The organism is Anabaena sp. UHCC 0187, assembly GCF_009712035.1.
Lineage (GTDB): Bacteria > Cyanobacteriota > Cyanobacteriia > Cyanobacteriales > Nostocaceae > Dolichospermum.
The window spans coordinates 217,916-242,916 of the sequence record NZ_VILB01000011.1 but is presented as its reverse complement, the minus strand read 5'-3'; the positions used below and the strand labels follow the sequence as shown (position 1 = coordinate 242,916).

Here is a 25,001-nt window from a genome sequence, read left to right as displayed (position 1 = left end):
TATGGAAACAAAAATGCAAGAATCAGAATACCAAGAAACCCAGCCCAAAGAAACAACCATCCCCGAACTTAATAACCAAACTGGAAATCTTACCAAACTTCAGCCTCCCATGCAGTCTCAAGAACAATGGCTGAAATACGGACAACAAATTTCTGGTTTCCTCGGTACATTACCCGATTACGTAGGTAAATTCTTTGGTCAATACCAGCAGCCTATTGTTAGCATTGGTTTAGTTGTCACAGCAGTAGTCACAGTTAAGGTGCTATTAGCTGTATTAGATGCTCTTAATGATGTTCCTTTAGTCGCACCTACCTTTGAATTAATTGGCATTGGTTACTCTGTGTGGTTTGTTTATCGCTATTTACTCAAAGCTGCCAGCAGACAGGAGTTATCTAGCGAAATTACTACCCTTAAATCTCAAGTTGTCGGTAAGAAAACGTCTGAATCTTAATTAACAACCTTAGACAAACTTAGATCCTCGACTTCTTAAGGAAGTCGGGGATCTTTTTTAGAGAACTCGTAATACGCTAGGAATACTGTCTATGGATTCCATAGCTTGAATTTCTGTCAAAGCTTGTCTAAAATCACCTTCCCGGACATCGTGGGTAACAACTACAATTTCTGCCAGTTCTCCCTGAAAGCCAGTTTGTACCACTGACTCTAAATTTACGCCATAATTGCCAAAGCAAGTCCCCAATTTACCAATGACTCCTGCTTGATCTTTACTGAGAAAACGAGTATAAAACCGCGTCACTAACTCAGAAATCGGCGTAATTTGCGAGTAATGTTGATGTCTACAAGCCAGGAGAGGATTTGGTTTAGCTGTATTAGTTTTTAAAGTGGCGACAAGATTTAAGATATCCGATGATACAGCACTAGCCGTAGCTCCAGCCCCAGCCCCTGGACCGAATAGCATCACCTGGCCTATGGGTTCTCCTTCCACCAGAATGGCATTGTAAACACCGTTGATACTGGCTAAAGGATGGGTTTGCGGGACTAATGTAGGATGAACTCTCACGGAAAGTTGGGAGTTATCTATATCTAAATGTTGAGCAATGCCTAGTAATTTAATGACAAATCCTAATTTAGCAGCATAGGCAATATCTGTTTTTGTAACTTGGCGAATTCCTTCACAATAGACATCTTCCCGGTTAATTCGCCCATCAAATCCTAAAGATGCCAAAATAGCAATCTTATCTCCGGCATCTAAACCATCAACATCTGCTGTGGGGTCAGCCTCAGCATAACCCAATTTTTGAGCATCTGCTAAAACATCATTAAAGTCACTACCTTCTGTTTGCATCCTGGTGAGGATGTAGTTAGTTGTGCCATTGACAATACCCATGATAGCACTAATGCGGTTAACGCTTAAAGACTGCTTGAGGGGTTGAATCACAGGGATACCCCCACCAACAGCGGCTTCTAGCATCACATAGACACCTGCTTGATTAGCAGCGGTGAATATTTCTGCACCAAACCGAGAAATTACAGCTTTATTAGCAGTAACTACGTGCTTACCATTTTTAATAGCTGTCAGCATGAGTGTGCGGGCGGGTTCTAATCCCCCCATCAACTCTACAACTATATCTACCGCTGGATCATTAACAATAGCTTCTAAATCCGTAGTTATCACCTCTGATGATAATTCTACAGCACGGGGTTTAGTGAGCGATCGCACACCCACCCGATAGATTTCAACTTCCTGTAACAGTGGATGACGGCCTACCTTATCCTGTAACAGTTGTACTGTCCCCGTTCCTACCGTCCCTAATCCAAGTATTCCTAATTTGACAGCCACAGATTTCGCACCCACATTAAATTTACATAAAACAATTGTAGGCAGAGCCTAAGCCCTACCTACTAATTATCTTCTTTTAATTTTCCAATGACCAATGACCAAATTAGTATGTTTCTACGTGCCAGCGGTGAGCTTTCTTGAGGTCTTTTTGGTAATCACTCCAGACGACACCTTCTTTAGCTGCCGCAGTGGTTAAAGCTGCATCAATACCATCTTCCATACCGCGCAAACCGCAGATGTAAGTGTGGGTTTTGGCGTTTTTAATCAACTGCCACAATTCATCAGCGTGTTCAGCAACCCGGTCTTGGATGTACATTCTGCCACCTGCCGAGTTATTTTGTTCCCGGCTGATAGCATAGGTGAGACGGAAGTTTTGAGGATATTTTTCTTGCATTGCCTCCAATTCTTCTTTGTAGAGAATATTGGGAGATGTTGGCACACCAAACAACAACCAGGAAAATCCTTTAAATTGATATTCTGGATTAGCTTTTCTTTCTGCATCCTTAAACATCCGCCACAGGTAAGTCCGCATCGGCGCAATCCCTGTCCCTGTTGCTAACATAATCACATTAGCTTCAGGATCTTCAGGCAACAACATTTCTTTACCAACAGGTCCAGTGATTTTGACATCATCACCTGGTTTGATTTTGGTCAAATAGCTAGAACAAACACCGTAAACTGTTTCACCAGTTTCTGGATGCTTGTACTCTAACTGACGAACACACAAAGATATTGTTTTATCATCTAGATTGTCGCCGTGACGAGTAGAAGCAATGGAGTACAGTCTGAGTTTTTCAGGCTTACCATTCTTATCTACACCGGGGGGAATAATCCCGATACTTTGACCTTCTAAATACCGCAAGTTGCCCGCAGACAGGTCAAACTTGAGATGTTGAACAATACCAATTCCGCCCTCTTTAACTAATGTTTCATTAGAAATACACTTACCAATAAACGGAGCATTAGGACGATAAATGTTCACAGGAACATCAGCATGAGCATCTTTTTTGGCTTTTGCTTGAGTCATGGTGCTGCCTTTTTTCTCCTTAGCTGGTGTTTTAGCAAAGCCTTTGGCTTCACTAGCATTATTCACAGGTGTAGCTTTACCATGTTCCTCATCCTTAGCATTCACCTCAGCTTTGACTTCTGTGCTAACTGTAATATCAGCACTTGCTAATTCAACCTTGCCGTTGACTAGCTGTAAAGCTGTAATAGGTTGAATACTAACAATTTTACCGCCTAGGCGAGTGATCCGTCGCATTTCTTGATTCATGCGGTTGTAAGGTACTCTGATGAATACACTGCCACTTTTACGAATTGGGTAGTTGGTTTGATCAGTTTCTTCACTCTGACGCAAACCCATCACTTCATAAACGAAGACGCGGCTACCTGATTCTTTATTGGCAGCACCCTCAACAGCACCTTGATTGTACATTCCTTCTACCACTCCGATATTTACTTAACCGTTTATCAAAAAAATCATTCCCATCCTTATGCGAGCTTTAGTTTACCGGATTTTCGGATCACAAAACTGGCTATTTGGGAAAACGACATCATTGATCATGATGCCTTACTCAGTACACTCGCCCAAGACCAGTAGGCATGGCAAAAAACACACCTGTTCACCTTCTAAATTAGAGGATAAGTCTTTGCGAGAATGTTAATAGTGAATCACTTTAATCTTTTTTTCCTGAACTACATAGTTTTAGGCTTGTTGAAAACACATTCTACAGCATATTGACAATGCCAAAATCCTGGGTTTAAGGAAAAGCCTTTCTATTTGTGAAAATATCCCTAAAGATTGTATTATAACCTTGTTTGGTTATTGGACTAAAATCACCTACCCTAATTTATCATAACAGTGCGCTAACTTACGTACTTTCCTCCTGCTTTCTTCTGACTGGTCACTGAGCGAAGTCGAAGTGCCGATTCCTATTTTTCCTCACCCTGAAAAAAATTGTATCATCTGTGGCAGAATGTTAAGCAGATAATTGCTAGGGAACTAGATTCTTTCTGAGCGTAAGTCTTGTGAGAGTACACTCCCTTCTGTTAAAATTTAGGGCAACACTAAGATTAAATACTTACCAGCGATAAAATTAGGCTAATTAGGACGAGTAACTGCTATAGGCGTATAGTTATTTGTTTAAGTCTGTCATCGTTATGCTGGATAGCCAGAACGTAGGACGATACCATTGGGGTAAGCTCCTAGATTCAAAATCTGCTGTGAGAAAAATTATTGATTGACACATTTAGTATTTAGAGGAAATTTATGACTAAGCCGGAACGCGTGGTACTAATTGGAGTAGCTGGAGACTCTGGGTGCGGTAAATCTACGTTTTTGCGTCGGTTGATTGATCTATTTGGTGAAGAATTTATGACAGTTATCTGTTTAGATGACTATCATTGCCTAGATCGCATACAGCGTAAACAAACAGGAATAACAGCACTTGATCCTAGAGCAAACAATTTTGACCTGATGTATGAGCAAATCAAAGCTCTTAAAGAAGGTCATGGAGTGAGTAAGCCGATTTATAACCACGAAACCGGCATGATTGATCCTCCAGAATGGATTGAGCCAAATCATATTATTGTAGTAGAAGGTCTGCATCCTTTATACGATGAACGAGTACGAGCGCTCTTAGATTTCAGCGTTTACTTTGATATCAGTGATGAAGTCAAAATTGCGTGGAAAATTCAACGGGATATGGCTGAAAGAGGCCACCGCTATGAAGATGTTCTCGCACAAATCAATTCTCGTAAACCCGATTTTGAAAAATTCATCGAACCACAAAGAGAATTTGCTGATGTGGTTCTGCAAGTATTACCCACAAACTTAATTAAAAACGATACAGAACGTAAAGTTTTACGGGTACGGATGTTACAACGGGAAGGTAAGGAAGGCTTTGAGCCAAGCTACCTATTTGACGAAGGTTCATCAATTCAGTGGACTCCTTGCGGACGCAAACTGACCTGTTCTTATCCCGGTATGCAGCTTTACTATGGTTCTGATGTTTACTATGGTCGTTACGTCTCTGTTTTAGAAGTTGATGGTCAATTTGATAACCTCGATGAAGTAATTTACATCGAAACTCATTTGAGCAAAACATCCACCAAATATCAAGGTGAGATGACTCACTTGTTACTACAACACCGTGAATACCCAGGTTCTAACAATGGTACTGGTTTATTCCAAGTATTGACAGGTTTGAAAATGCGTGCTGCTTACGAACGATTGACAACTAAAGAAGCACAACTAGCGGTTCAAGTCTAAAACAGCAGTATTTGTGTCAAAGATTAGGGGGAAACAGTTAAATGTGTTCCCTCTTTTTTTATTGACTTCTTCCTTCTTCCTGACTCCTGCCTCCTGCTATACATTTAAGCCTTTAGATACTGGGATAAAAGATACTTATTGCCAAAACTGTAAATATTGTTATGATTTCATAAATTAAGTAAAAACATTCTTCCAGGAGGAAATTCCTTTGTCTCGACGCTATTTATTTACTTCCGAGTCAGTTACAGAAGGTCATCCAGATAAAATCTGCGATCAAATTTCCGATACGATTATTGATGCCCTACTCACAGAAGATCCTAATAGTCGGGTGGCAGCAGAAGTAGTAGTTAATACTGGTTTAGTGTTAATTACTGGGGAAATTACCACCAAAGCTCACGTCAATTATGTCAATCTTGCCCGTAAAAAAATTGCGGAAATTGGCTATACTGACGCTGGTAATGGTTTTTCTGCGGATAGTGCCAGTGTTCTCATTGCCTTGGATGAACAATCAGCCGATATTGCTCAAGGTGTAAATACTGCCAAAGAAACCCGGACTGAGGATAGTGAAGAACTATTCGATAAAATCGGTGCTGGTGATCAAGGGATCATGTTTGGTTTTGCTTGTAACGAAACCCCAGAATTGATGCCTTTACCCATCAGTTTAGCGCACCGCATTGCCCGGAGATTGGCAGGAGTTCGCAAAGCTGGTATTCTCCCTTACTTACGTCCTGATGGGAAAACTCAAGTTACCATCGTTTATGAAGATGGCAAACCTGTAGGTATTGACACTATCTTAATTTCCACCCAACATACAGCTACCATTGGCGATATTACCGATGATGCTGGGGTACAGGCTAAGATTAAAGCTGACCTGTGGACAGAAGTAGTAGAACCTGTATTTGGTGACATTAGTATCAAACCAAGTGAGGAAACAAAGTTTTTAGTTAACCCCACTGGTAAATTTGTTATTGGTGGACCCCAAGGTGACTCCGGCTTAACAGGACGGAAAATAATTGTTGATACCTACGGTGGTTATTCTCGCCATGGTGGCGGTGCTTTCTCTGGGAAAGATCCCACAAAAGTAGACCGTTCTGCGGCTTATGCTGCTCGCTATGCGGCTAAAAATATTGTTGCGGCTGGGTTAGCAGAAAAATGTGAAGTCCAGCTAAGTTATGCCATTGGTGTAGCGCGGCCTGTGAGTATCTTTGTTGATACTTTCGGTACAGGTAAGGTAGATGATGAAATTCTGTTGAATTTAGTCAAAGACAACTTTGAACTCCGTCCAGCGGGAATTATCCATGTTTTCAATTTACGTAACTTACCAAGTGAAAGAGGCGGACGTTTTTATCAGGACGTTGCAGCTTATGGTCATTTGGGAAGAACGGATTTGGATTTACCTTGGGAACGCATTGATAAAGTTGATGTATTAAAGCAATCTGTAAATACATCTCAATCAGCGACAATAGCTTAATCAGTTAGTTAGTTTGTTGACAATCCCAGTCCTGAACAGACGGGGATTGTCAATTCACCCTTCAAATCTTTTTGATGGTTTTTTATTGCTTGCTAACCGTTCAGCATTTATCTGGGCAGGTTTTTTACGCGTAAAGCTTGTCCAAGCGGCTTTAAAACCAACTAATACGCTGCCGGTGCTGATTTGAATATTTTCTGCTTGTTTTTTGGCACTATCTAGACTCTGATCAAATTGTTTAACAACTTGACCGGCACTTTTGACCCCTTCAGTAACATCATCGGTTAAATTTGTTATTTCTAAGCTGGTATTGCGGATAGCATTGAGTGTAGGTGGCAACTCCTGTGAAAGGATATCAAAGAATTTTTCGGCACTGCGAGCCGCACGGGCTAATTCCTGCAAAGCGGGTATGGCTGCGACCAACACCGACGTTAGGCTGGCAGCAACTAAGAGGATGGAGAGTCCCAGCCAAAATAAAGGATCAATCACAGTTATGTCATTTATAAACGTTCTAGTTTTTGAGTCAGAGGATCAGAATTATCTGCGGTGCTGCTGATATCAACAGTATTTTCTTTGTTTAAGCTTTGGCTTTCACGCTGGGCAGCATCTATGCCAACAGCGATCGCTTCCCGCAGTCTGTCTACCGTTTCATCCCAGTTTTGCAGGGTGCTAGTAGAAAGACGTTCTGCCTGAATTTGCACGCTAGTAGAGATATCTTCTGCTAATTCGGGGATAGCATTGGCAGATTTTTTAATAATTTTACGGGTATCGCGTCCTGTGCGGGGAGCAACTAGTAAACCGGCTAAAGTGCCGATAGCTGCCCCCAGCATCAAACCGCCAATAAAGATTCCAGAACGGTTGTTAGACATTTTTTGATTTTTCTACTCTATAAAACTTATCTTATCTGATGAGAAATTGCGGTTACACAGTTAAACCCCTACTTACAAGCATATTTGATCATCAACTTTACCAAGGATTACCAATCATTGTAAAAGCAGACCAAAAATAAGGATGTTGTAGATCTTTACGACCAATTTTCCTCAGTATGGGTGGTAGAATTACGTTACCACGAGACATCAGTAATTTACCATCTTGGATTCGGACTTCTCCTTTTAACATAGCTATTTGCGCTTGTCTTAATGCTTCGGCTTTAATGGGAGATGTTTTTAACTGCTTGTAGAACTCACTCATTAATCCTAAAGTCCCTTCATCAGAAACATACCATAAACTGGCTAATGCAGATTTAGCCCCAGCCTGGACGGCAAAGCCAGCAAAACCCAATTCAGCTTGTGCGTCTCCGACAGCGGTACGACAAGCACTTAATACGACTAACTCCACGGGAGGATTATTCCAACCCAATTGCCGCAACTGATCCATTTTTAACTGAGAATCCCACAATTGAATATAGGAGTTACCAGGGACACCGCTTTTAAATTCACCATGAGTAGCTAAGTGAATAATCCCGTAGGGTATTTGTTGTCTCTGGTTTTGCAGATTTTTGAGGGTAAAACCTTCATTTAAAAAAGATTTTCCTGTCCATAACTGGGCAGTAATAGCTGATAATTCTGTTGGTACTGCTGGTAAGGGATTTTGGTTGGTAAATTTAGATGCACCCATACCCAAAACCTCAGCTTTTTTAATATCAACATATTTAGTATCACTGAGGCTGAGACTCGGCATCAAACCCACGCTATAATTTTCTATCAGATATTTTTCACCATCATACAGGGTAGCGATGGGGAGCGATCGCAATCCCCCATCCATGATAAATACTAAATTATCTATTTTTTGTTTTTGCAGTTCTGACTCTATCGGTTTAATTAGCCAATCATACATTTGTTTGGCTGGCTTTTTATAGTTAGTCCGCAGTGTCGTATCTGTAACTGCCATTTTCAAGTTTTTAGCCACTTCTATGACTTGAGAACGAGTAACATTAATGATTTTCCGAATTGGTTCACCCTTACCAGTGACAATTAATAATTCTAAGTTATCACTATCAGACTTAATAATTTGTGAATCTGCGTTTGCAATATTTGTCGGTACAAAATTCACATATATTAATCCCGGTTTTATGCCAGTAGCATCACTAACTTTTGTCAGTATTCCCTGCGCTTCATTTACAGATACAATTTCAGTATTATCTGTAATTGATAAATATTGTTTAAACTCATTAGTAAATTTTTGATCAATTTCTACCACAGGATTGATGTTAACTTTTAGTGGAGGGTTAATTATTATAGGTGGCTGATCAGATTTAATTTCTGGTGGCTGCTCAGGAACATCGGGATTATTAGTAGGAACATCGGGATTATTCGTTAAACTAAATTGAGCAGGTGTTAAAATCCCACTATTAGCAGTAATATTATAAGTGCCGGCAATGGTATTTGCTTGAACGGGAATAGAGACAATACCACTACTATTAGTAGTTAAGGTACTGCTACCAGTGAAACTTGCACTTGCACCACTAATAGGAGCATTAAATGTTAATGTTACACCAGGAATTGTTTTACTAAAACCATTTTCTGTTACCTGTGCCTGTAAATTTGTAGCAAAAGCAGTATTTACCGTTGTACTTTGTCCCGAACCCCCAACAGGCATAATAGTATAACCAACTACTTCAAATGCACCAATGTCCGATGATGTGCCTTGAGGTCGAGAAATACCACGTTGATCTGTGGGAAAATCAAAATCTAAAAGACCAGCATTAATAGCAGGACTATCTGGTAATAAGGCCATAGTTGGAGTTTTACCACCATAATCGCCTAATACTGCTAGTTTAGGATCAATTGGTGCAGCAGCAGTACCAACTTGATTGCCATTGCTACCATTGGTAATACCTGTCATCCCAGTATCATTACCAATAAGGTTGTAACTACTGGTTGTATCCAGACTTCCAGATATATCAGGATTTGTTGAACCTGTATTACCTGCGACAATTGTATTCTGAAGTGTTATAGATCCATAGGGGTTGTAAATACCTCCACCCGTGATACTTGCAGAATTACCACTTAAAGTAGCATTATTAATATTTATTGTACCAAAATAGTTATAAATAGCACCACCGTTGTCTGTAGCCGAATTACCACTAAAGGTACTATTACTAATGTTTGTTGTACCAAAATAGTTATAAATAGCACCACCGTTGCCTGTAGCCGAATTACCACTAAAGGTACTATTACTAATGTTTAAAATACCACCAGAGGGATTATATATAGCACCTCCATAAACGGAAGAATTAGCTTTAAAATTAACATTATCAATGTTAATCGTAGTTCCAGACTTTTGATTATCAATACCACCACCGAATAAACCTAATGATTTACCATTGATTACACTAAGATTATTCAGATTGAGGGTTATCTCATTATTGGAAATTGTAAATACACAGTTTTGATTATTGCCATCAAGAAAGGTATTGATAGGATCAGCACCGTTAATTGTGATATTATTAGTAATATAAATTGGTGTTCCTGGTAAACTTTGATAAGTACCTGCACCGAGGTTGATTGTTGTCCCTCCTCCTACATTACCAATGGCATCTATAGCATTTTGAATAGAACTGCTAGGAGCTATTATTTCTGGGTTAATTTGATTAATATTAAATGTTAATGCACCATTTATGGTAATAGTAGGTGAACCATAGGAATTACGGTTAAATCTCCTACCTGTTAAAGTTAGAGATCCACTACCTAAGACTGATTGAGTAATACTATTACTTAAGGTAATATCACCATTACCACCTGTCCCACTAGCTGTGGTAATAGTTACGTTTGTACCTGTAGATAAAGCAGAAACAATGGTAGCAGGATCAATGTTAGTATTACCACCAGGATCAAAAAGACCACCTGTTAAACTTCCTGTACCACCACTGACAATTTCTACATTTGTAGGATCTAATAACCAATTTTCGGCATTAACAATAGCACCATTAACATCTAAAAAGTTTTTACCAGAAGTTTCAACAAATCCACCATTAATACCTGTGGCTGTAATTTTACCAAAGAAACGGTTAGTGTCATCTGCCCAAACAATGACTTTACCACCATTACCATTTGTACCATTGGCACTAATCACAGAATTCTGATTTGTGTAGGTATTAATAGCTCTGGGAATTGTACCTTTACCTTGATAATCTCCACCAATGAGGATTGTACCACCGTTGACACCATTAGCATTAATATTGGCATTAAATAGGGCTATGCGATCGCCTAAAATTTGGATTTGAGGTGTAGTATTATTAGTATTCTCAGAGTTAGCAACCGATACCTGTCCACTAATAATAGTCGTACCAGGATTACTAGGAATAACTGTATTTGTACTCGTCAGCTTAATTTCACCATTTTCCACAGTAAATCCCGTTGCACTGGGAAGATTTCCCCCTGTGAGAAGTTGTGGTAAAGAAAGAGGTGTGAATGGTTGGGGATTAATTTCATTTTGGGTTTCTATGGGTAAATCTACACTCAAGAGACTATTGTCTGGGGTAATTCTGACAAGTTTATTTCCGGAAACTGCCATAATTTTGATGTTACCACTGGGAGCAGTGAGCGTCCCTGTATTGATAACTGAACCTCCCAATAATGTGAAACTTTGCCCTGTTTTAACTGCCAAATTTCCCGCATTAAAAATACTTCCTGGTTGATTAGTTATAAAACCAAATCCTGTGGGATTACCAACTAAATTACTATAATTATTAGCACCAATGGTGTTAAACCATTGATTACCAAATTGAATACCATTGGCTGTAGTTGCGGTAAAAGATGCCGGAACATTTAAACTAGAATTAGCTCCAAATATAATTCCTGCTGGGTTAATTAGATATAAATTAGCATTACTACCAGTAACTTGAATTAAGCCATTAACAACAGAAGCATTACCACCTGTTACTCTACCTAAAATATTTTGAATAGATGGTTGAGCTAAAAAATTAGCAGTTTGATTAGCATCTAACCCAAATTGTGAGAAACTATGAAATAAATTGGCATTATCACTGCTAACGCTACCACCAGTAATATTAATATTATTGCCTTGATTATTAATAATAGTTCCTGTTCCATCATTAGCTGGTGTAATTTGGGCTTGAGCAGGATGAAAAAATAATCCTAAACAGAAAGGAAATATACTAGATGCTACCCAATTTGTCCAAGATTTATTCCAAGATTTATTTGCTAGTTGACGACGTTTTTGGGCTGCAACTATGGCTTTATAAGAATCTTTAATTTGTATATGTGGACGTTGCCAAGATAGACTATCTGGATGGGTGCGATAATAGTAAAGAGGTTTGAATATATGTTCTACTTGACTAACTTCTGATAGTTTGATACATAAATCATAATCTGATACTTCTGACTTTTCATTAATTCCCCCCACTAATTCCAATATTTCTCGACGAATTAGCCGAAAGTGAAATGTCATGAATTTATTTAATAATTCTTCTCGACTATAGGGAACAAGACAACGATAGCCATAACTCAGAATTGCATCCTTTTCATCAATATCTAAATAGTCTGTATAAACCCAACCAATATCGGGTTTTTGATCCAAAACCTGAGCAGTTTCTGCTAGTGCGGTTGGTGCTAATAAATCATCACTATCCAACCATCCCACATAGGGAGCAGACATTTGCGAAAATCCTCTTTGTAATGCTTGAGACTGTCCTAAATTTTCGGAACTTATGACTTTTATCCGGCGATCGCATTTTTCGTATTTACGAGCTATTGTTAATGAAGTATCTGTTGATCCATCATCCCAAATTAATAGCTCAAAATCACTTCTCGTCTGAGCTAATACACTTTCAATCGCAGCACCAAGATATTTTTCTCGATTATAAACTGTGATAATTAGAGATATTGCAGGCTTCATAAAAAATTTTATACTAAGACTTTAGTGATATCAACGGATTATATCGAAAATATCAATCTTAGCAAGTTATTAGTAAAATCTACGGATAAAAAAACATATATCTTAATATTTAATCTTAACCTTTTTGCCAAAACTGGGCTAGAATTTCCCCAGGTGTTTGCTCCCAAGTATCAATATGTTCATATATTAAACAATCGGCATTTAATTTATAGGTTGAGTAACCATTAAATAACAACCTAGCTGGCCAAGGAACACGCAAAACACCCCTCACAGTCCATGTTGCTACAATTGTATTAATATCAGTTTGATAAACATCATATAAATCAAAGGCAATTTCGCTAAAAAACAACCGAGCATGAAAACGCAAAGTCCAAAATATTAAGCGATAGTTAAATTTGCCTTTAAATTTATTAACCGGATCACGAAAATAGATATTATTGGTGTATATTTCATAAGAAATATCCTGCTCAAACAGTGTTGGTAAATCCTGTTGTAGGGTTTTAATTAGGTATTCTATCTGTAATTGAGGTTTCATGTAATTTTTACCTAGTAATAGATTCTTTACTGCGTCCTGTTGCTTATTACTGATAGATGAAAAAAAATCTCAAGCTTGTGATTTAAATCAACATTTTTTAGCCAATTAGTGGGATAATAAATTTGTGAGGAAAAGAACGGACATAACTCCATTATAAAGGGGGAAATTGTATGAAACTTCAACTTTTAGCCGCTATGGCCTTGATAACTCCCCTGTTTCTAGCTAATTCAGTTCAAGCTGGAAACCAACAAGATTTGCAGAAGCTTTTGTCAACAAGAGAATGTATTCAGTGTAACCTATCAGGACTCAACCTCAGCGGCACTCATTTGATTGGTGCTGACTTGCGAGGTGCAAATCTTCAAGGTGCTAACCTCACAAATGCTAACTTAGAAGGTGCTGACTTGACTGGAGCAAACTTAGCAGGTGCTAATTTAACATCAGCTTTTGTTACCAATGTCAATTTGAAACAAGCCAATTTAAACGGGGCAAATCTTACCCGCGCCACGGTTAATGATTCCAATGTCTATCAAGCATCAATGGATAATATTAACATTACTGATGCTGGCATATATAACACAGGGATCGGTATTGGTGGAGAAAATGGACAGATGATTCCCGATTGGGACTAGGTTAAATTTAGATATACGAACTGAGGAATGTTTGTATAAGTGGGTATAACTTCTCCACTAAACAAAAAGTGGAGAAGCCACCAACCTAGAATGGATAAAATATAAAATTATCAACAATTTTTAACTGATAAATACAATTAACTTCGCGTAGCGTCTCGAAGAGAAGGAAATATTCTGAATTCCGAATTATTTTATTTTTTATTGGTTTCCATTTCCGAAACGAAGGTAAATACTACTGTAGAAACAGGTTAGGGTAACTATTAAATACAAGCAGCACCCCAGCCGCGATGGTAAAAGAAATAGCAATTCGCACCACTGGACTAACTAAGCAATTTGAAAGACACGTTGCTGTTAATGATGTTGACTTAGAAATCCAAGTCGGTGAAGTTTACGGATTAATTGGTCCAAATGGGGCGGGTAAAACCACCCTAATTCGGATGTTAGCTACTGCTGAAGAACCGACTACCGGTGAGATTTATATTAACGGAGATCGGCTGCTGCGAGATCAAAGTAATCTCAAACTTAAACGTCGTCTTGGTTATTTACCTGATGACTACCCACTGTATGAAGATTTGACAGTTTGGGATTATTTAGATTATTTTGCGCGGTTGTATCGCTTGCAAGGAAAGCACCGTACCCAACGTCTTCACGAAGTTTTAGAACTCATTCAACTGGGTAATAAACGTCATAGCATGATTTCTACCCTGTCACGGGGAATGAAACAGCGGTTAAGTTTAGCCCGCACCATTATTCATGAACCAATTTTACTCCTTTTAGATGAACCTGTTTCTGGACTTGATCCCATTGCGCGGATGCAGTTTCGGGAAATTATTAAAGCTTTGCAAGAAGCAGGAATGACAATTTTAATTTCTTCCCACGTTCTTAGCGATTTAGCGGAATTGTGTACGTCCGTAGGAATTATGGAATTAGGTTTTTTGGTGGAAAGTTCTTCACTCAAACATCTTTATCAACGTCTTTCCCGACAGCAGATTTTTATCTCTACTTTGGGCAATATAGATATATTGGTGAGTGAACTAAAAAATCATCCTTTGGTGGAAGAGTGGGAGGTAATACCTAATAAAAATAGCGTGCGAGTCAATTTTTCCGGTAAACCCGAAGATTCTGCCGATTTATTGCGATCGCTTGTGAGTGCAGGAATTCCTTTAACAGAGTTTCATTGTACCCAAGAAGACCTAGAAACTATTTTCCTCAAATTAGGTCATAAACAAGCATCATAGACAATTAAAAATTAAAAATTAAAAATTAAAAAATTTGGAGGTATGGACTATGTTACTAAACTTCATAGATAGAGTGGGAGAATTAAATCCCCAACTATTTCGAGAACTAAAAGGTAGATTTAAGCCTTTTAACATAATTATAGCTATGGGTTCTTCCTTACTAGGACAACTCATAGTTTTTCTCTTTCAATTACGAGAATTTCCTGATGAAACCTACCGTCTAAGAGAAACTTACTGTACTTTACGAGAAGTATATCAAAGCCAAGAACAAGAACTTTATAAACAACAAAACTTACTTACTCAGAAAATAGTTAATTATCAGCAAATTCAATTATCAGACAATACCATAATTCCCAATTTAGAAGCCCAACTTCAGCAAGTTAGAACTGACCTATCTAGCCTTCAAAGTCATTTATCTAAGAATATTTGTCCTTTAGATAACATAGACTGGCAATTATGGTGGAGAGATCATTGGGAATACACCTTTTTAACCTTGAGTGTAATTTTCGTTTTTACACTATTAGTTGGAGGAACTTATTTACTCATTAGCGATTTAGCTAAAGAAGAACAACGGGGAACATTAAACTTTATTCGCCTTAGTCCCCAAACAGAAACAAGCATTTTAACTGGAAAAATTCTCGGAGTCCCCAGTTTAATTTATCTCTTTGTCCTCACCGCAATTCCTCTACATTTCTGGGCTGGACATTCTGCTAAAATCGCCTCCAGCCACATTTTCAGTTATTACGCTGTTCTTGTTGCCAGTTGTGTTTTCTTCTACAGTGCAGCCTTGATTTTTGGTTTAGTTAGTCGTTGGTTTAGCAGTTTTCAACCTTGGTTGGGTAGCGGGGCTGTACTTGTATTTTTGTTTATGACAATGACAATGGCATCCTCTTATGAACACTTCAATAATCCTCTAACTTGGATTAGATTTCTCGCTCCTTGGGATATCACCAATTATCTATTTCCTAATCTGTTTCATTCATATCGAAATTCATCAATAGACCAGCTCCAATTTTTCTATTTACCAATAGGTAAAAGTTTCATTACCTTAGTGGGCTTTCATTTAGTTAATTACGGAATTTGCTCCTACGGTATTTGGCAAGCAATGAAACGCTGCTTTCGGAATGCAGATAGTACAATATTGAGTAAAGGACAAAGTTATTTATTTGTAGCTTTTACTCAGGTGATGTTTTTCGGGTTGACTATATCAGGAGTTAACGATAGATACGATGTAGAGATGATGTTCCTGATTGCTTTATGCAATTTTGCCTTAGTTCTGGCTTTAACTATAGTCCTTTCACCCCATCGTCAAATTATTCAAGATTGGGCAAGATATAGACATCAAAATCATCGAGATAAATCTGTATTACAAGATTTGGTATTTGGTGAAAAAAGTCCAGCAATTGTTGCCATAGTGATTAATCTATTAATTGCTACTATACCAATAATGATCTGGGTTTTGCTTTCGCCCACAAGTTTCTATAATGGTGGTGTTGATAAAAGTAAAGTCCTATTAGCTTTGGTTTTGTCTTTTAGTTTGATGCTGATTTATGCCACAATTGCTCAACTGATGCTACTCATAAAAAATCCTAAGCGTTATGTGTGGACTGTTGGTACAATTGGTGTAGCAATGTTTCTACCATCAATTATTCTCTCAGTTTTGGGTGTTAGTCCTTCAGAAAATCCAACTTTGTGGTTATTCTCTACCTTCCCTTGGGCAGCTATAGAATATACTCAGATGACAACAATTTTTATAGCACTTTTAGCTAACTTTGCTGTTGTCGCTTTGTTAAACTTCCAATTAAATCGAAAAATTGGAATTTTAGGAGAATCTGCAACCAAAGTATTATTAGCAGGACGATAACTAAAGAATTCTTTCATTTATAACCGCCGATATCCGCGTTTATCTGCGGTTAATTTTTTATATTACTGATGATATGATCATGATCAGATCCCCGACTTCTTAAAAAAGTTGGGGATCTAAAATTTTTGTATTCTTTAAATAATTACCAGAAACTCATGGTTAAGGCGCTCAAACTCCCCCAAAAATTAATGCTGCTTGGTTCAGGAGAACTAGGAAAAGAATTTGTCATTGCGGCTCAACGTTTAGGCAATTATGTCATTGCTGTGGATAGATATGCTAATGCTCCCGCTATGCAGGTGGCTGATTGTGCAGAAGTTATTTCTATGCTCAGTGCTGATGATTTAGAAGCAGTGGTAAATAAACATCAGCCTGATTTTATAATCCCCGAAATTGAAGCAATTAGAACTGAAAAATTACAAGAATTTGAACAAAGAGGAATTACAGTGATTCCCACAGCAGCGGCTACTAACTACACCATGAACCGCGACAGAATTAGGGAATTAGCACATCAAGAATTAGGCATTAGAACTGCTAAATATGGTTATGCTGTCACCTTAGCAGAATTAATTACTATTTCCGAAGAAATTGGTTTTCCCAATGTTGTCAAACCTGTGATGTCATCTTCTGGAAAAGGACAATCTGTAGTTAATAATAGAACTGAAGTAGAAAAAGCTTGGAATTATGCAATTTCTAATTCTCGTGGTGATAGTCAAAAAGTAATTGTCGAAGAATTTATTAACTTTGAAATTGAAATTACTTTACTAACAATTAAACAATGGAACGCACCTACAATTTTCTGTTCTCCCATTGGCCACCGTCAAGAAAGAGGTGATTATCAAGAATCTTGGCAACCCGCAGCCATTTCTGAAGATAAAATATTAGCATCTCAAGAAATTGCTAAAAAAGTTACTGATGCTTTAGGTGGTGCGGGAATTTTTGGCGTAGAATTTTTCATTACTAAAGATGAAGTTATCTTTTCTGAATTGTCTCCAAGACCCCATGATACAGGGATGGTGACATTAATTTCCCAGAATTTGAATGAATTTGAATTACATTTGCGAGCGATTTTAGGTTTACCAATTCCCCACATTGAACAGTTAGGATTTTCGGCAAGTGCGGTAATTTTAGCTTCCGAAAAATCTGATTCTATTAGTTTTACTGGTGTCGCTGAAGCTTTAGCCGAAAAAGATGTTGATATTAAGTTATTTGGTAAACCTACGGCTCATCCTTATCGTCGTATGGGGGTGGCTTTGGCAAAAGGTGGGGATATTCAAGCAGCTAGAGAAAAGGCTACAAAGGCAGCTAGTCAGGTGAAATTGGTGACAGGGTAGAATTAAAAATAAAAACTGTCCTGGCGACTAGAAGTCACGGCTATACAAACAAAGTCCAACTTTGTGGACTAATAAAAATCAATGATTTTACCTGTATAGACGCGGTTTCTAACCGCCTTTTTAAGTAATTATGTCCTATGCAATAGATTCAGACAATTGTTGCTCTATCCAAGAATTTAGACTTTTACCTTCTTTTCTAGCTCGTATAGCAATTACTTGGTGTAATTGAGGATTAATTCTCACCACAAATTTACCTGAAAATGGCTTATCTGGTTCTTCACCACGTTGTTTACAAAATTCTAAATAATCATCTACGGAATCTTGAAAGGCTTGTTTTAATTCCTCTACACTACTCCCTTGAAATGTAATCACATCTCTAATATTAATAATTTCACCGTGAAAAATTTCAGCTTCATCATCAAATTCTACTACTGACTCATAACCTTTATATTTCATCACTATTAAACCCCGCTTCTAATAGAAAACGCCGCATAGATTTCACAGCACCTTTATCTGTTTCTTTTTCAGGATGTGGTCTATGAAAAACTGACCTGACTCCATTAAGAGCAATTCTGACTCTTGAACCAGAACCCTCGGTCACTTCAGCCCCCAATGCTAAAAACAAACCTTCGATAGCAGTCCAAGGGATGTTTGCTCTGATTGGGTTCTCAAAAATGTCTTGGAGAGTTTTTTGGTGTTTGTTGTTTAGTTCCATTTATATAGTATCATAGAGTGATACTATTATCCACCACGATGTCTATATATTGACAAGAATTTTATCTCCGATATATTGCTCACTCCCATATTGTTCTTGAAGCCTGTTACATTCTAAACAGATTTTTTCATCAATTCCTCAACTTGAGCCGCTACCAGAGGATGTGGATCTGTTTTCAAGTAGGGAAGAATTTCTTGGACAACCCTTCCAGAAACTACACTCAAATAGGATATAGCAGCTTCCCGCACAAAGCCTGTCGGGTGGCGTAAAGTTACTAAAATTTCATCGGAACTAACGCGGATATGGGCGGCTTGGGCAAAATGGAAACAGCAAGCCAAACACCAATCAGAAAGCAAATTACCAAGGCTAATCAACTTACGCAGACGATTAGCAATGATAGTGTCTTCTTTTTCATTACTTCCCGGTATTTTTTCCCGTTCTACAATCCCATTCTCTATAAGACGCTGGAGTTTTTCCTGGGGTGGACGGCGATCTAAAATCTGCAATAACAGTAATTTAGATGATAACTTGATTGTATGGTCTAAGATTTCTAAACCCCTGGCTAAACTTACCACTGATTCAGATTGAAGATTCAAGGCTGCGGCTTGGATCTTAGCGGGAGAATAAAGTAATTTTAGTAGTAATAGCAATCGATCTTTAACGTCAATTTCTCCTTCTAATAGTGATTTTTGCAATAATTCACCAATAGCCATTAATCTGTCATTATTGTGATGATTGTCTAGAGAATGGATCATTTGCAAGTCTATATAGGCAGCATAAATTTCTCCTAGAAATCGCAATTCTTCCTTAATTAAAGCTTCTATTCTAGTTTCATCCAACCGATGAATAACATTCTGATTTTCTGACTGTTGATTGATTTTAATTAAGCTACGGAGAATAGATTCCCTGGTACTACCCCAAGATGTTTCCAGATTTACCCATAAACTTTCCTGTGCTTCTACAGTCCCAATTTGAGCGATAGTCCGCCAAGCGTGCATTCGCACCACATCAGGTTTATAAATATTTGTCCCTAGTTGTAATAACAAATGCAGTCCATCGTTTTCCAATTTTACTAAAGAATGGATGGCAGTAGTCCGGGTAGACTTGTAGGATAATGCGGCTAATAATGTGGGATAGTATTCTTCTAATCTAGTCGCCGCAATCATTTCTAAGACAGCACAACGCACCCGCAATGATTTATCTGTTAATAAGTTGGGGATATGTACTCGTAATTCTTGCAAATCTACGGATTCTCTGAAAGCTTTCACCGCGTTAATCCGTTCTTGTTCCTGGGAATCAGTCAACATTTCCCGTAAAATTGTTGAGGCTGCTACTCTTTGATCCTTTGTTCCCTGACGCAGGAGTAAAGCCGCAGCGGTAGCCCGAATTAGAGAATGGTGTTGGGGATGTAGATACTTTTCTAATAGGCTTAAATCAGGATTGTTATTAGCTAACCAAACGTAACGTAAAGCCAGCGCAAACACATCTGGTGCAAATGTTTCTGGAGACTGTTCCAATAGGGGAGTAACTGCATTCAAGTATGCTGGGTTTGCACCGGCTAACAGCATTACTTCTAGGCTTTTAGACTGTAAATCCGGTGGCAATTGTCCGAGTAAAGGGGCTAAAACCTCCGCTGCTCCCTGGAGATCAATTTGGGCTAAAAGTTCAACACAAGCACCTTTATCGGCGGCGTTGCCTGTTTCTACTAAGGCTTTGACTACTCCCTGTTGGAATACTCGTAAACCAACGGTGGCTGCACTGACTTCTCCTCTTTCGGCACTTAAAACTAATAAATCAACGTAGCGCGATCGCAATTCCCAGACGACTTTTAAACAACTGGCGGCGATAATCACTGTTTCTCCCACAAACACCCATTTTTGTAAGGATACAGGTACATATTGTTCAATAAACCACAAAGTGGCAAAAATTGTTAATCCCGTTAAACCACTGGAGATGGCTTCTGCTGTACCACCAGATAGTGTTTGTATCCAACTGCGAATTTCTTCGGGAATCGGTTGATATAAGACGGGTCCACTACTAACAACAAAGGTGTAGCGAAGAAGTTCATCGCAGAATTTGAGGCTTACCAAACCCCAGAACACTGTTTGGGATTGGAGAGAAGGAAAGAAACTCAGAAGGGCGATCGCTGATGGTAATAAAAATCCCACAGTAATTGGTAAAAGTGCAGCCGTAGAAAATACGCCAATCTTTTCAATTAACCGACTAGAAACAAACCATTGAGTGAATAATTCACACAGTCCCACAATCCCACCAAACAACCCCAAAAAACTAGCTAAATCTTGATTACCAAAGTTAGCATTGAGTTCTCTGAGATATTGAAAATCTATTAATAAGCCCATCACTTGCAACAGGGCTACAAAAATAAACAAATACCAAACATAACGCTTTAAAGGAGTTTGTAAGCGGCGATGGCGAGTACCTTGTTCTTCGGGAATATCTCTTTGGGGAGAACTGGGAAAAGACCCACGATATTTATAAGTTAAAAGAAATAAAATTCCTGAACCACAGAGAACCACCAGACAGGCGATCATAATCACCTGATTAAGTGTCATCACTTTCACTAACCAAGGCAAACTAAAGCCACTGATAACATCTGCTACTAACAAACCACTACTAACCAGGGGGTAAGTTCGCTTAATTTCCCGAATATTAAAGAGTTGATTAGCAACTATGGAAGTATTCAGATCATTAACTACATAACAAGCATCTACCCATAATCGGAGTACAAAAATAATCACCATTGCCACGGAAGGAACACTGATTCCCCACCGCAATAATACTAATAAAAATAAAGGGACGATCATACAAGGTACAATCGCTACAATCACCCACCGCAAAGGAAAAATCCTTTGAAACCAAGAAAATAAACCGACTAAGCCCGCACCCAAGGCAGCACTAGCAATATAAATCCAAGGTAATTGCCCTGCACCATATTGATCCAAAAATAGGGCGACAGTGCTATCTTCTGCCCACCGTAAGCCCACAGCTACTACTGTGTAAAAGGCAAACATCATCCAAGTGCGTTCAACTTCTTCCGGCCGGAGATTCACCCACTGAAGCAGTCGTGCCAAAATGCCTCTATTGGCAGTAAACCCATGATTTTTTAATTCCATGCCATTTAATTTTCTGAGGTAAGTAAGTAAAAATAACTATACTTTGATAAGGATAAAGCAAGAGGGAAGAGAGTTTTGCGCTTTCGGGGGAATATTCCCATCTTAATATTGAATAAGGTTTTCTTACTTAATCACAGTCACAAAGGTAAGTAATATAGTTTAAAAGATTTTTTCAATAGCAAAAGTCCTGAACAACTGAGTATTATCTTTCCCACTCAGCCGTCAGGACTATCATTTTGAAATAAATTGAGAAGAATCTACATAGTGATGAACGCTGTGGGAATGGGAAAAATCCCGCTGGTATTAATTTTAGGTAATATCATTACGTAATTTATACGCCATTCAGCACCAGTTGGTTGACAAAATTATTTTTTGGGTGAAATCAGCATCATCATATTTCGCCCTTCTTTCTTTGGTGCTTGCTGAACTTCACCAAAAGGCTCTAAATCTGTAGCCATGCGCTTGAGCAAAGTTTCTGCCAAGTCACTGTGTTGAATTTCCCGACCTCGGAACATCACAGTAGCCTTAACTTTATCCCCATCTTTCAGGAAGCGTTCCGCTTGTTTGACGCGCACATTATAGTCATGTTCTTCTATTTTATAGCGCATCTTCACTTCTTTCACATCAGCGGTGTGCTGCTTCTTCCGGGCTTCCCGCGCCTTCTTCTCCTGCTCAAACTTATATTTCCCATAGTCCATAATTCGACATACCGGCGGATCGGCCTTGTCACTGATTAGCACTAGGTCTAATTCCTTTTCTTCTGCTAATTGTATGGCTTCTTGGGGAGTTATGATTCCCAGTTGTGCGCCATCAGTGTCAATCACCCGAATCTTCGGGAAGCGAATCCGTTCGTTAATTTGGGGCAGATCGCGAGTTCTTTTTTTCTCAATCACAGGCATTATGATTAGTGGCAGCTCTTTAGTTAAGAATTTGGGTTGGTCTTGATTTAGTTAGCTTAGTTTAATATGCCGATAAAGGCAAAATAAAAGAATAACTCAGAATTGAAAAGCAAGTATCCATCTTTAGTTTAGCTAATTCATATTATAGTAACAAAATTAAGTGGACATGGGATTTAATCAAATATAATGTAACATATTAGGAAACAAGGAAGAAAGTCAGTAACCGTGACCACTGCAATATCTTGGCAGTATAGAGTTGGTAATCAAAGGGACTGGGTGTGGCGTGGTTGGCAAACCCGTTATACTTACATTCGTCCTGAAAATAATTATGCAAAGACAACACCATTAATTTTACTTCACGGGTTCGGTGCTTCCATTGGTCATTGGCGACACAATTTAGAGGTTTTGGGTAAATCACATCCAGTTTACGCCCTAGATATGATTGGCTTTGGTGCTTCGGAAAAAGCTGCAACTAGCTACAATGTAGAACTATGGGTAGAGCAAGTTTACGATTTTTGGCAAACCTTTATCCGTCAACCAGTTATTTTAGTTGGTAATTCCATCGGTTCACTAATTTCTCTAGTCGCAGCCGCTACCCATCCTGACATGGTCAAGGGCATAGTGATGATGAGTTTACCCGATCCCACCTTGGAACAAGAAATGATTCCCACTGCTTTGCAACCTCTTGTGAGCGGGATTAAAAGTATATTTACTTCCAGATTAATATTAAAACCGATATTTTATTTTGTGCGTCGTCCCAGCGTCCTGCGTCGTTGGGCTGGTTTAGCTTATGCCAATCCCGAAGCCGTTACTGATGAACTGATCGATATTTTAGGGGGACCGCCCCAGGATAGGGGATCTGTCCGTGCATTTAGAGCGTTATTTAAGGCCACAACAGGAGTTAATTTTAGTCCTAGTGTCAAGAAAATTTTACCAAACTTAACAATTCCCATGCTATTAATTTGGGGAAAAAAAGATCGCTTTGTTCCCCCAAAATTAGCGAATCAATTTGTTCGCTACAACGAAAAATTGCAATTGCTATATTTAGAAGATGTGGGTCATTGTCCCCATGATGAATCACCAGAACAAGTTAATCAGGCTATTTTAGATTGGGTTAATAACCTCCCTGTATCATTTAACTCACATCGACTTGCGTAGTATCAATATCTGTACTTCCATCAACACGATGAGCGACAGCAACCATTTTATCGAGAATATCTTCACTGGGAACTTGACCTTTTAATACTACAGTGCTACCTGTTTGGGCAACCCAGAGAGTCTCAATATCGTCAAGATCGGGATCTTGATCAAATGCTAATGCTACCCGCTTTGCTAAACCATTTTGGTCATATTCTCCATTTAACCCCATGCGTTCTGGAGGTACTTCTTGGGTGTTAGCGTCCTCAGGAGGATTAACTTGAGTGCTTGCTGATGGTTCTAAGCCAAACATTCTTTGTAACCAACCCATAAATACTTTAGTCCTATCAATGTTTACTTATTAGGATAGTATAGTGCTTTTATCGAAAAGTGGCATCTACCTTGCTGAACATAGATATGTATATTCAGAAAAATTCCGGGGTTTTTAGCCAATCTTCTGATAACTTTTTTCAAAGTAACGTAACGAATGTTAACTATTAAGTATAAAATGGGAATTCAGACCGACAATTCAGCGTGGTAAAAACTCGCTTCGCAGTCATAAGTGCCGGTCTGCGTTCAAGCCATGCTCCTTTAATCGCCGATGAAACATACGCTGTCAGTTATCGTTGAAGATGAAGCGGGAGTTCTATCCCGCATTGCTAGTTTATTTGCTCGTCGGGGTTTTAATATTGAAAGCCTGGCTGTGGGACCTGCGGAGCAGGAAGGAGTATCACGGATTACAATGGTTGTCCCTGGTGATGATCGTATTATTGAGCAACTCACCAAGCAACTATATAAGTTAGTTAATGTTCTCAAAGTCCAAGATATTACAGAAACTCCTTGTGTAGAAAGAGAATTAATGCTTCTCAAGGTAAATGCTACTAGCAGTAATCGTTCAGAAGTTATTGAATTGTCTCAGATTTTTCGAGCGCGAATTGTTGATGTGGCTGAAGATTCTTTAACTTTAGAAGTTGTGGGTGATCCTGGTAAAATGGTGGCGATTGTGCAAGTGCTACAAAAATTTGGACTGAGAGAAATTGCTCGGACAGGTAAAATTTCTCTGACTCGTGAATCTGGTGTCAACACTGAATTACTCAAGTCCTTACAAGCAAAAGTCTAGTAG

The 25,001-nt window shown here is 38.7% G+C and carries 20 protein-coding genes; 9 read left to right on the top strand and 11 right to left on the bottom strand.

Features of this window, described 5'->3' with window-relative positions:
• Positions 1-13 precede the first annotated feature (13 nt).
• Entirely contained in the window at positions 14-451 is a 438-nt protein-coding gene (locus FJR11_RS10185; RefSeq protein WP_168504174.1) for a CAAD domain-containing protein, read from the top strand.
• 57 nt (positions 452-508) lie between these two features.
• Here FJR11_RS10185 and FJR11_RS10180 read toward each other — a convergent pair whose 3' ends face one another.
• Both FJR11_RS10180 and petH read right to left on the bottom strand, forming a co-directional pair.
• Positions 509-1,798: a homoserine dehydrogenase gene (locus tag FJR11_RS10180; RefSeq protein ID WP_168504173.1), complete on the bottom strand. Its 1,290-nt coding sequence runs from the start codon at positions 1,796-1,798 to the stop codon at positions 509-511.
• Between the two features lie 103 nt (positions 1,799-1,901).
• Positions 1,902-3,233 carry a ferredoxin--NADP reductase gene (petH, locus tag FJR11_RS10175; protein ID WP_168503572.1) on the bottom strand — a complete coding sequence of 444 codons (1,332 nt, stop codon included), beginning with the start codon at positions 3,231-3,233 and terminating at the stop codon, positions 1,902-1,904.
• 834 nt (positions 3,234-4,067) lie between these two features.
• Here petH and FJR11_RS10170 point away from each other — a divergent pair.
• A complete protein-coding gene (locus tag FJR11_RS10170) occupies positions 4,068-5,069 on the top strand; it encodes a phosphoribulokinase (RefSeq protein ID WP_168503571.1) in 1,002 nt (333 codons plus the stop codon).
• Between the two features lie 208 nt (positions 5,070-5,277).
• Entirely contained in the window at positions 5,278-6,540 is a 1,263-nt protein-coding gene (metK, locus tag FJR11_RS10165; protein WP_168503570.1) for a methionine adenosyltransferase, read from the top strand.
• Positions 6,541-6,594: 54 nt separating this feature from the next.
• Here the strand turns inward: metK and FJR11_RS10160 are convergent, their stop codons facing one another.
• The 4 genes from FJR11_RS10160 to FJR11_RS10145 all read right to left on the bottom strand — a co-directional run bounded on the left by FJR11_RS10160 (position 6,595) and on the right by FJR11_RS10145 (position 12,931).
• Entirely contained in the window at positions 6,595-7,026 is a 432-nt protein-coding gene (locus tag FJR11_RS10160) for a hypothetical protein (RefSeq protein WP_168503569.1), read from the bottom strand.
• 11 nt (positions 7,027-7,037) lie between these two features.
• The gene (locus tag FJR11_RS10155; RefSeq protein ID WP_168503568.1) at positions 7,038-7,406 is read right to left on the bottom strand and encodes a YtxH domain-containing protein; all 369 of its coding nucleotides are present in this window, start codon (positions 7,404-7,406) and stop codon (positions 7,038-7,040) included.
• A gap of 97 nt (positions 7,407-7,503) precedes the next feature.
• On the bottom strand, positions 7,504-12,396 hold the full coding sequence (locus tag FJR11_RS10150) for a CHAT domain-containing protein (RefSeq protein WP_168503567.1): 4,893 nt from the start codon (positions 12,394-12,396) through the stop codon (positions 7,504-7,506).
• 115 nt (positions 12,397-12,511) lie between these two features.
• Complete coding sequence (locus FJR11_RS10145) at positions 12,512-12,931, bottom strand: DUF2358 domain-containing protein (RefSeq protein WP_168503566.1); 420 nt, start codon at positions 12,929-12,931, stop codon at positions 12,512-12,514.
• Between the two features lie 170 nt (positions 12,932-13,101).
• Between FJR11_RS10145 and FJR11_RS10140 the strand changes: the two genes are divergently transcribed.
• From FJR11_RS10140 to purT, 4 genes are all read left to right on the top strand, one after another.
• On the top strand, positions 13,102-13,560 hold the full coding sequence (locus tag FJR11_RS10140) for a pentapeptide repeat-containing protein (RefSeq protein WP_168503565.1): 459 nt from the start codon (positions 13,102-13,104) through the stop codon (positions 13,558-13,560).
• 287 nt (positions 13,561-13,847) lie between these two features.
• Positions 13,848-14,798 (top strand): ABC transporter ATP-binding protein, encoded by a 951-nt coding sequence (locus FJR11_RS10135; protein WP_168503564.1) that lies wholly within the window; start codon positions 13,848-13,850, stop codon positions 14,796-14,798.
• Between the two features lie 49 nt (positions 14,799-14,847).
• On the top strand, positions 14,848-16,662 hold the full coding sequence (locus FJR11_RS10130) for an ABC transporter permease (protein ID WP_168503563.1): 1,815 nt from the start codon (positions 14,848-14,850) through the stop codon (positions 16,660-16,662).
• 155 nt (positions 16,663-16,817) lie between these two features.
• Positions 16,818-17,993 carry a formate-dependent phosphoribosylglycinamide formyltransferase gene (gene purT / locus FJR11_RS10125; protein WP_168503562.1) on the top strand — a complete coding sequence of 392 codons (1,176 nt, stop codon included), beginning with the start codon at positions 16,818-16,820 and terminating at the stop codon, positions 17,991-17,993.
• Positions 17,994-18,128: 135 nt separating this feature from the next.
• Here the strand turns inward: purT and FJR11_RS10120 are convergent, their stop codons facing one another.
• From FJR11_RS10120 to infC, 4 genes are all read right to left on the bottom strand, one after another.
• The gene (locus FJR11_RS10120) at positions 18,129-18,449 is read right to left on the bottom strand and encodes a type II toxin-antitoxin system HicB family antitoxin (protein ID WP_168503561.1); all 321 of its coding nucleotides are present in this window, start codon (positions 18,447-18,449) and stop codon (positions 18,129-18,131) included.
• Positions 18,439-18,708, bottom strand: a complete 270-nt coding sequence (locus tag FJR11_RS10115) for a type II toxin-antitoxin system HicA family toxin (protein WP_168503560.1) — start codon at positions 18,706-18,708, stop codon at positions 18,439-18,441. Before FJR11_RS10115 ends, FJR11_RS10120 begins: the two co-directional genes overlap by 11 nt.
• A 113-nt stretch (positions 18,709-18,821) precedes the next feature.
• Positions 18,822-21,842, bottom strand: a complete 3,021-nt coding sequence (locus FJR11_RS10110; RefSeq protein ID WP_168503559.1) for an MFS transporter — start codon at positions 21,840-21,842, stop codon at positions 18,822-18,824.
• A 365-nt stretch (positions 21,843-22,207) separates the two neighbouring features.
• On the bottom strand, positions 22,208-22,741 hold the full coding sequence (gene infC, locus FJR11_RS10105) for a translation initiation factor IF-3 (RefSeq protein ID WP_104386296.1): 534 nt from the start codon (positions 22,739-22,741) through the stop codon (positions 22,208-22,210).
• A 225-nt stretch (positions 22,742-22,966) separates the two neighbouring features.
• Here infC and FJR11_RS10100 point away from each other — a divergent pair, with 225 nt between their 5' ends.
• Positions 22,967-23,899 (top strand): alpha/beta fold hydrolase, encoded by a 933-nt coding sequence (locus tag FJR11_RS10100; RefSeq protein ID WP_168503558.1) that lies wholly within the window; start codon positions 22,967-22,969, stop codon positions 23,897-23,899.
• Here FJR11_RS10100 and FJR11_RS10095 read toward each other — a convergent pair.
• Positions 23,877-24,209, bottom strand: coding sequence for a BON domain-containing protein (locus FJR11_RS10095; protein ID WP_168503557.1), 333 nt, complete (start codon positions 24,207-24,209; stop codon positions 23,877-23,879). The genes FJR11_RS10100 and FJR11_RS10095 overlap by 23 nt on opposite strands.
• Before the next feature lie 270 nt (positions 24,210-24,479).
• Between FJR11_RS10095 and ilvN the strand changes: the two genes are divergently transcribed.
• Positions 24,480-24,998 (top strand): acetolactate synthase small subunit, encoded by a 519-nt coding sequence (gene ilvN, locus FJR11_RS10090; RefSeq protein ID WP_168503556.1) that lies wholly within the window; start codon positions 24,480-24,482, stop codon positions 24,996-24,998.
• The last annotated feature ends 3 nt before the right edge of the window (positions 24,999-25,001 follow it).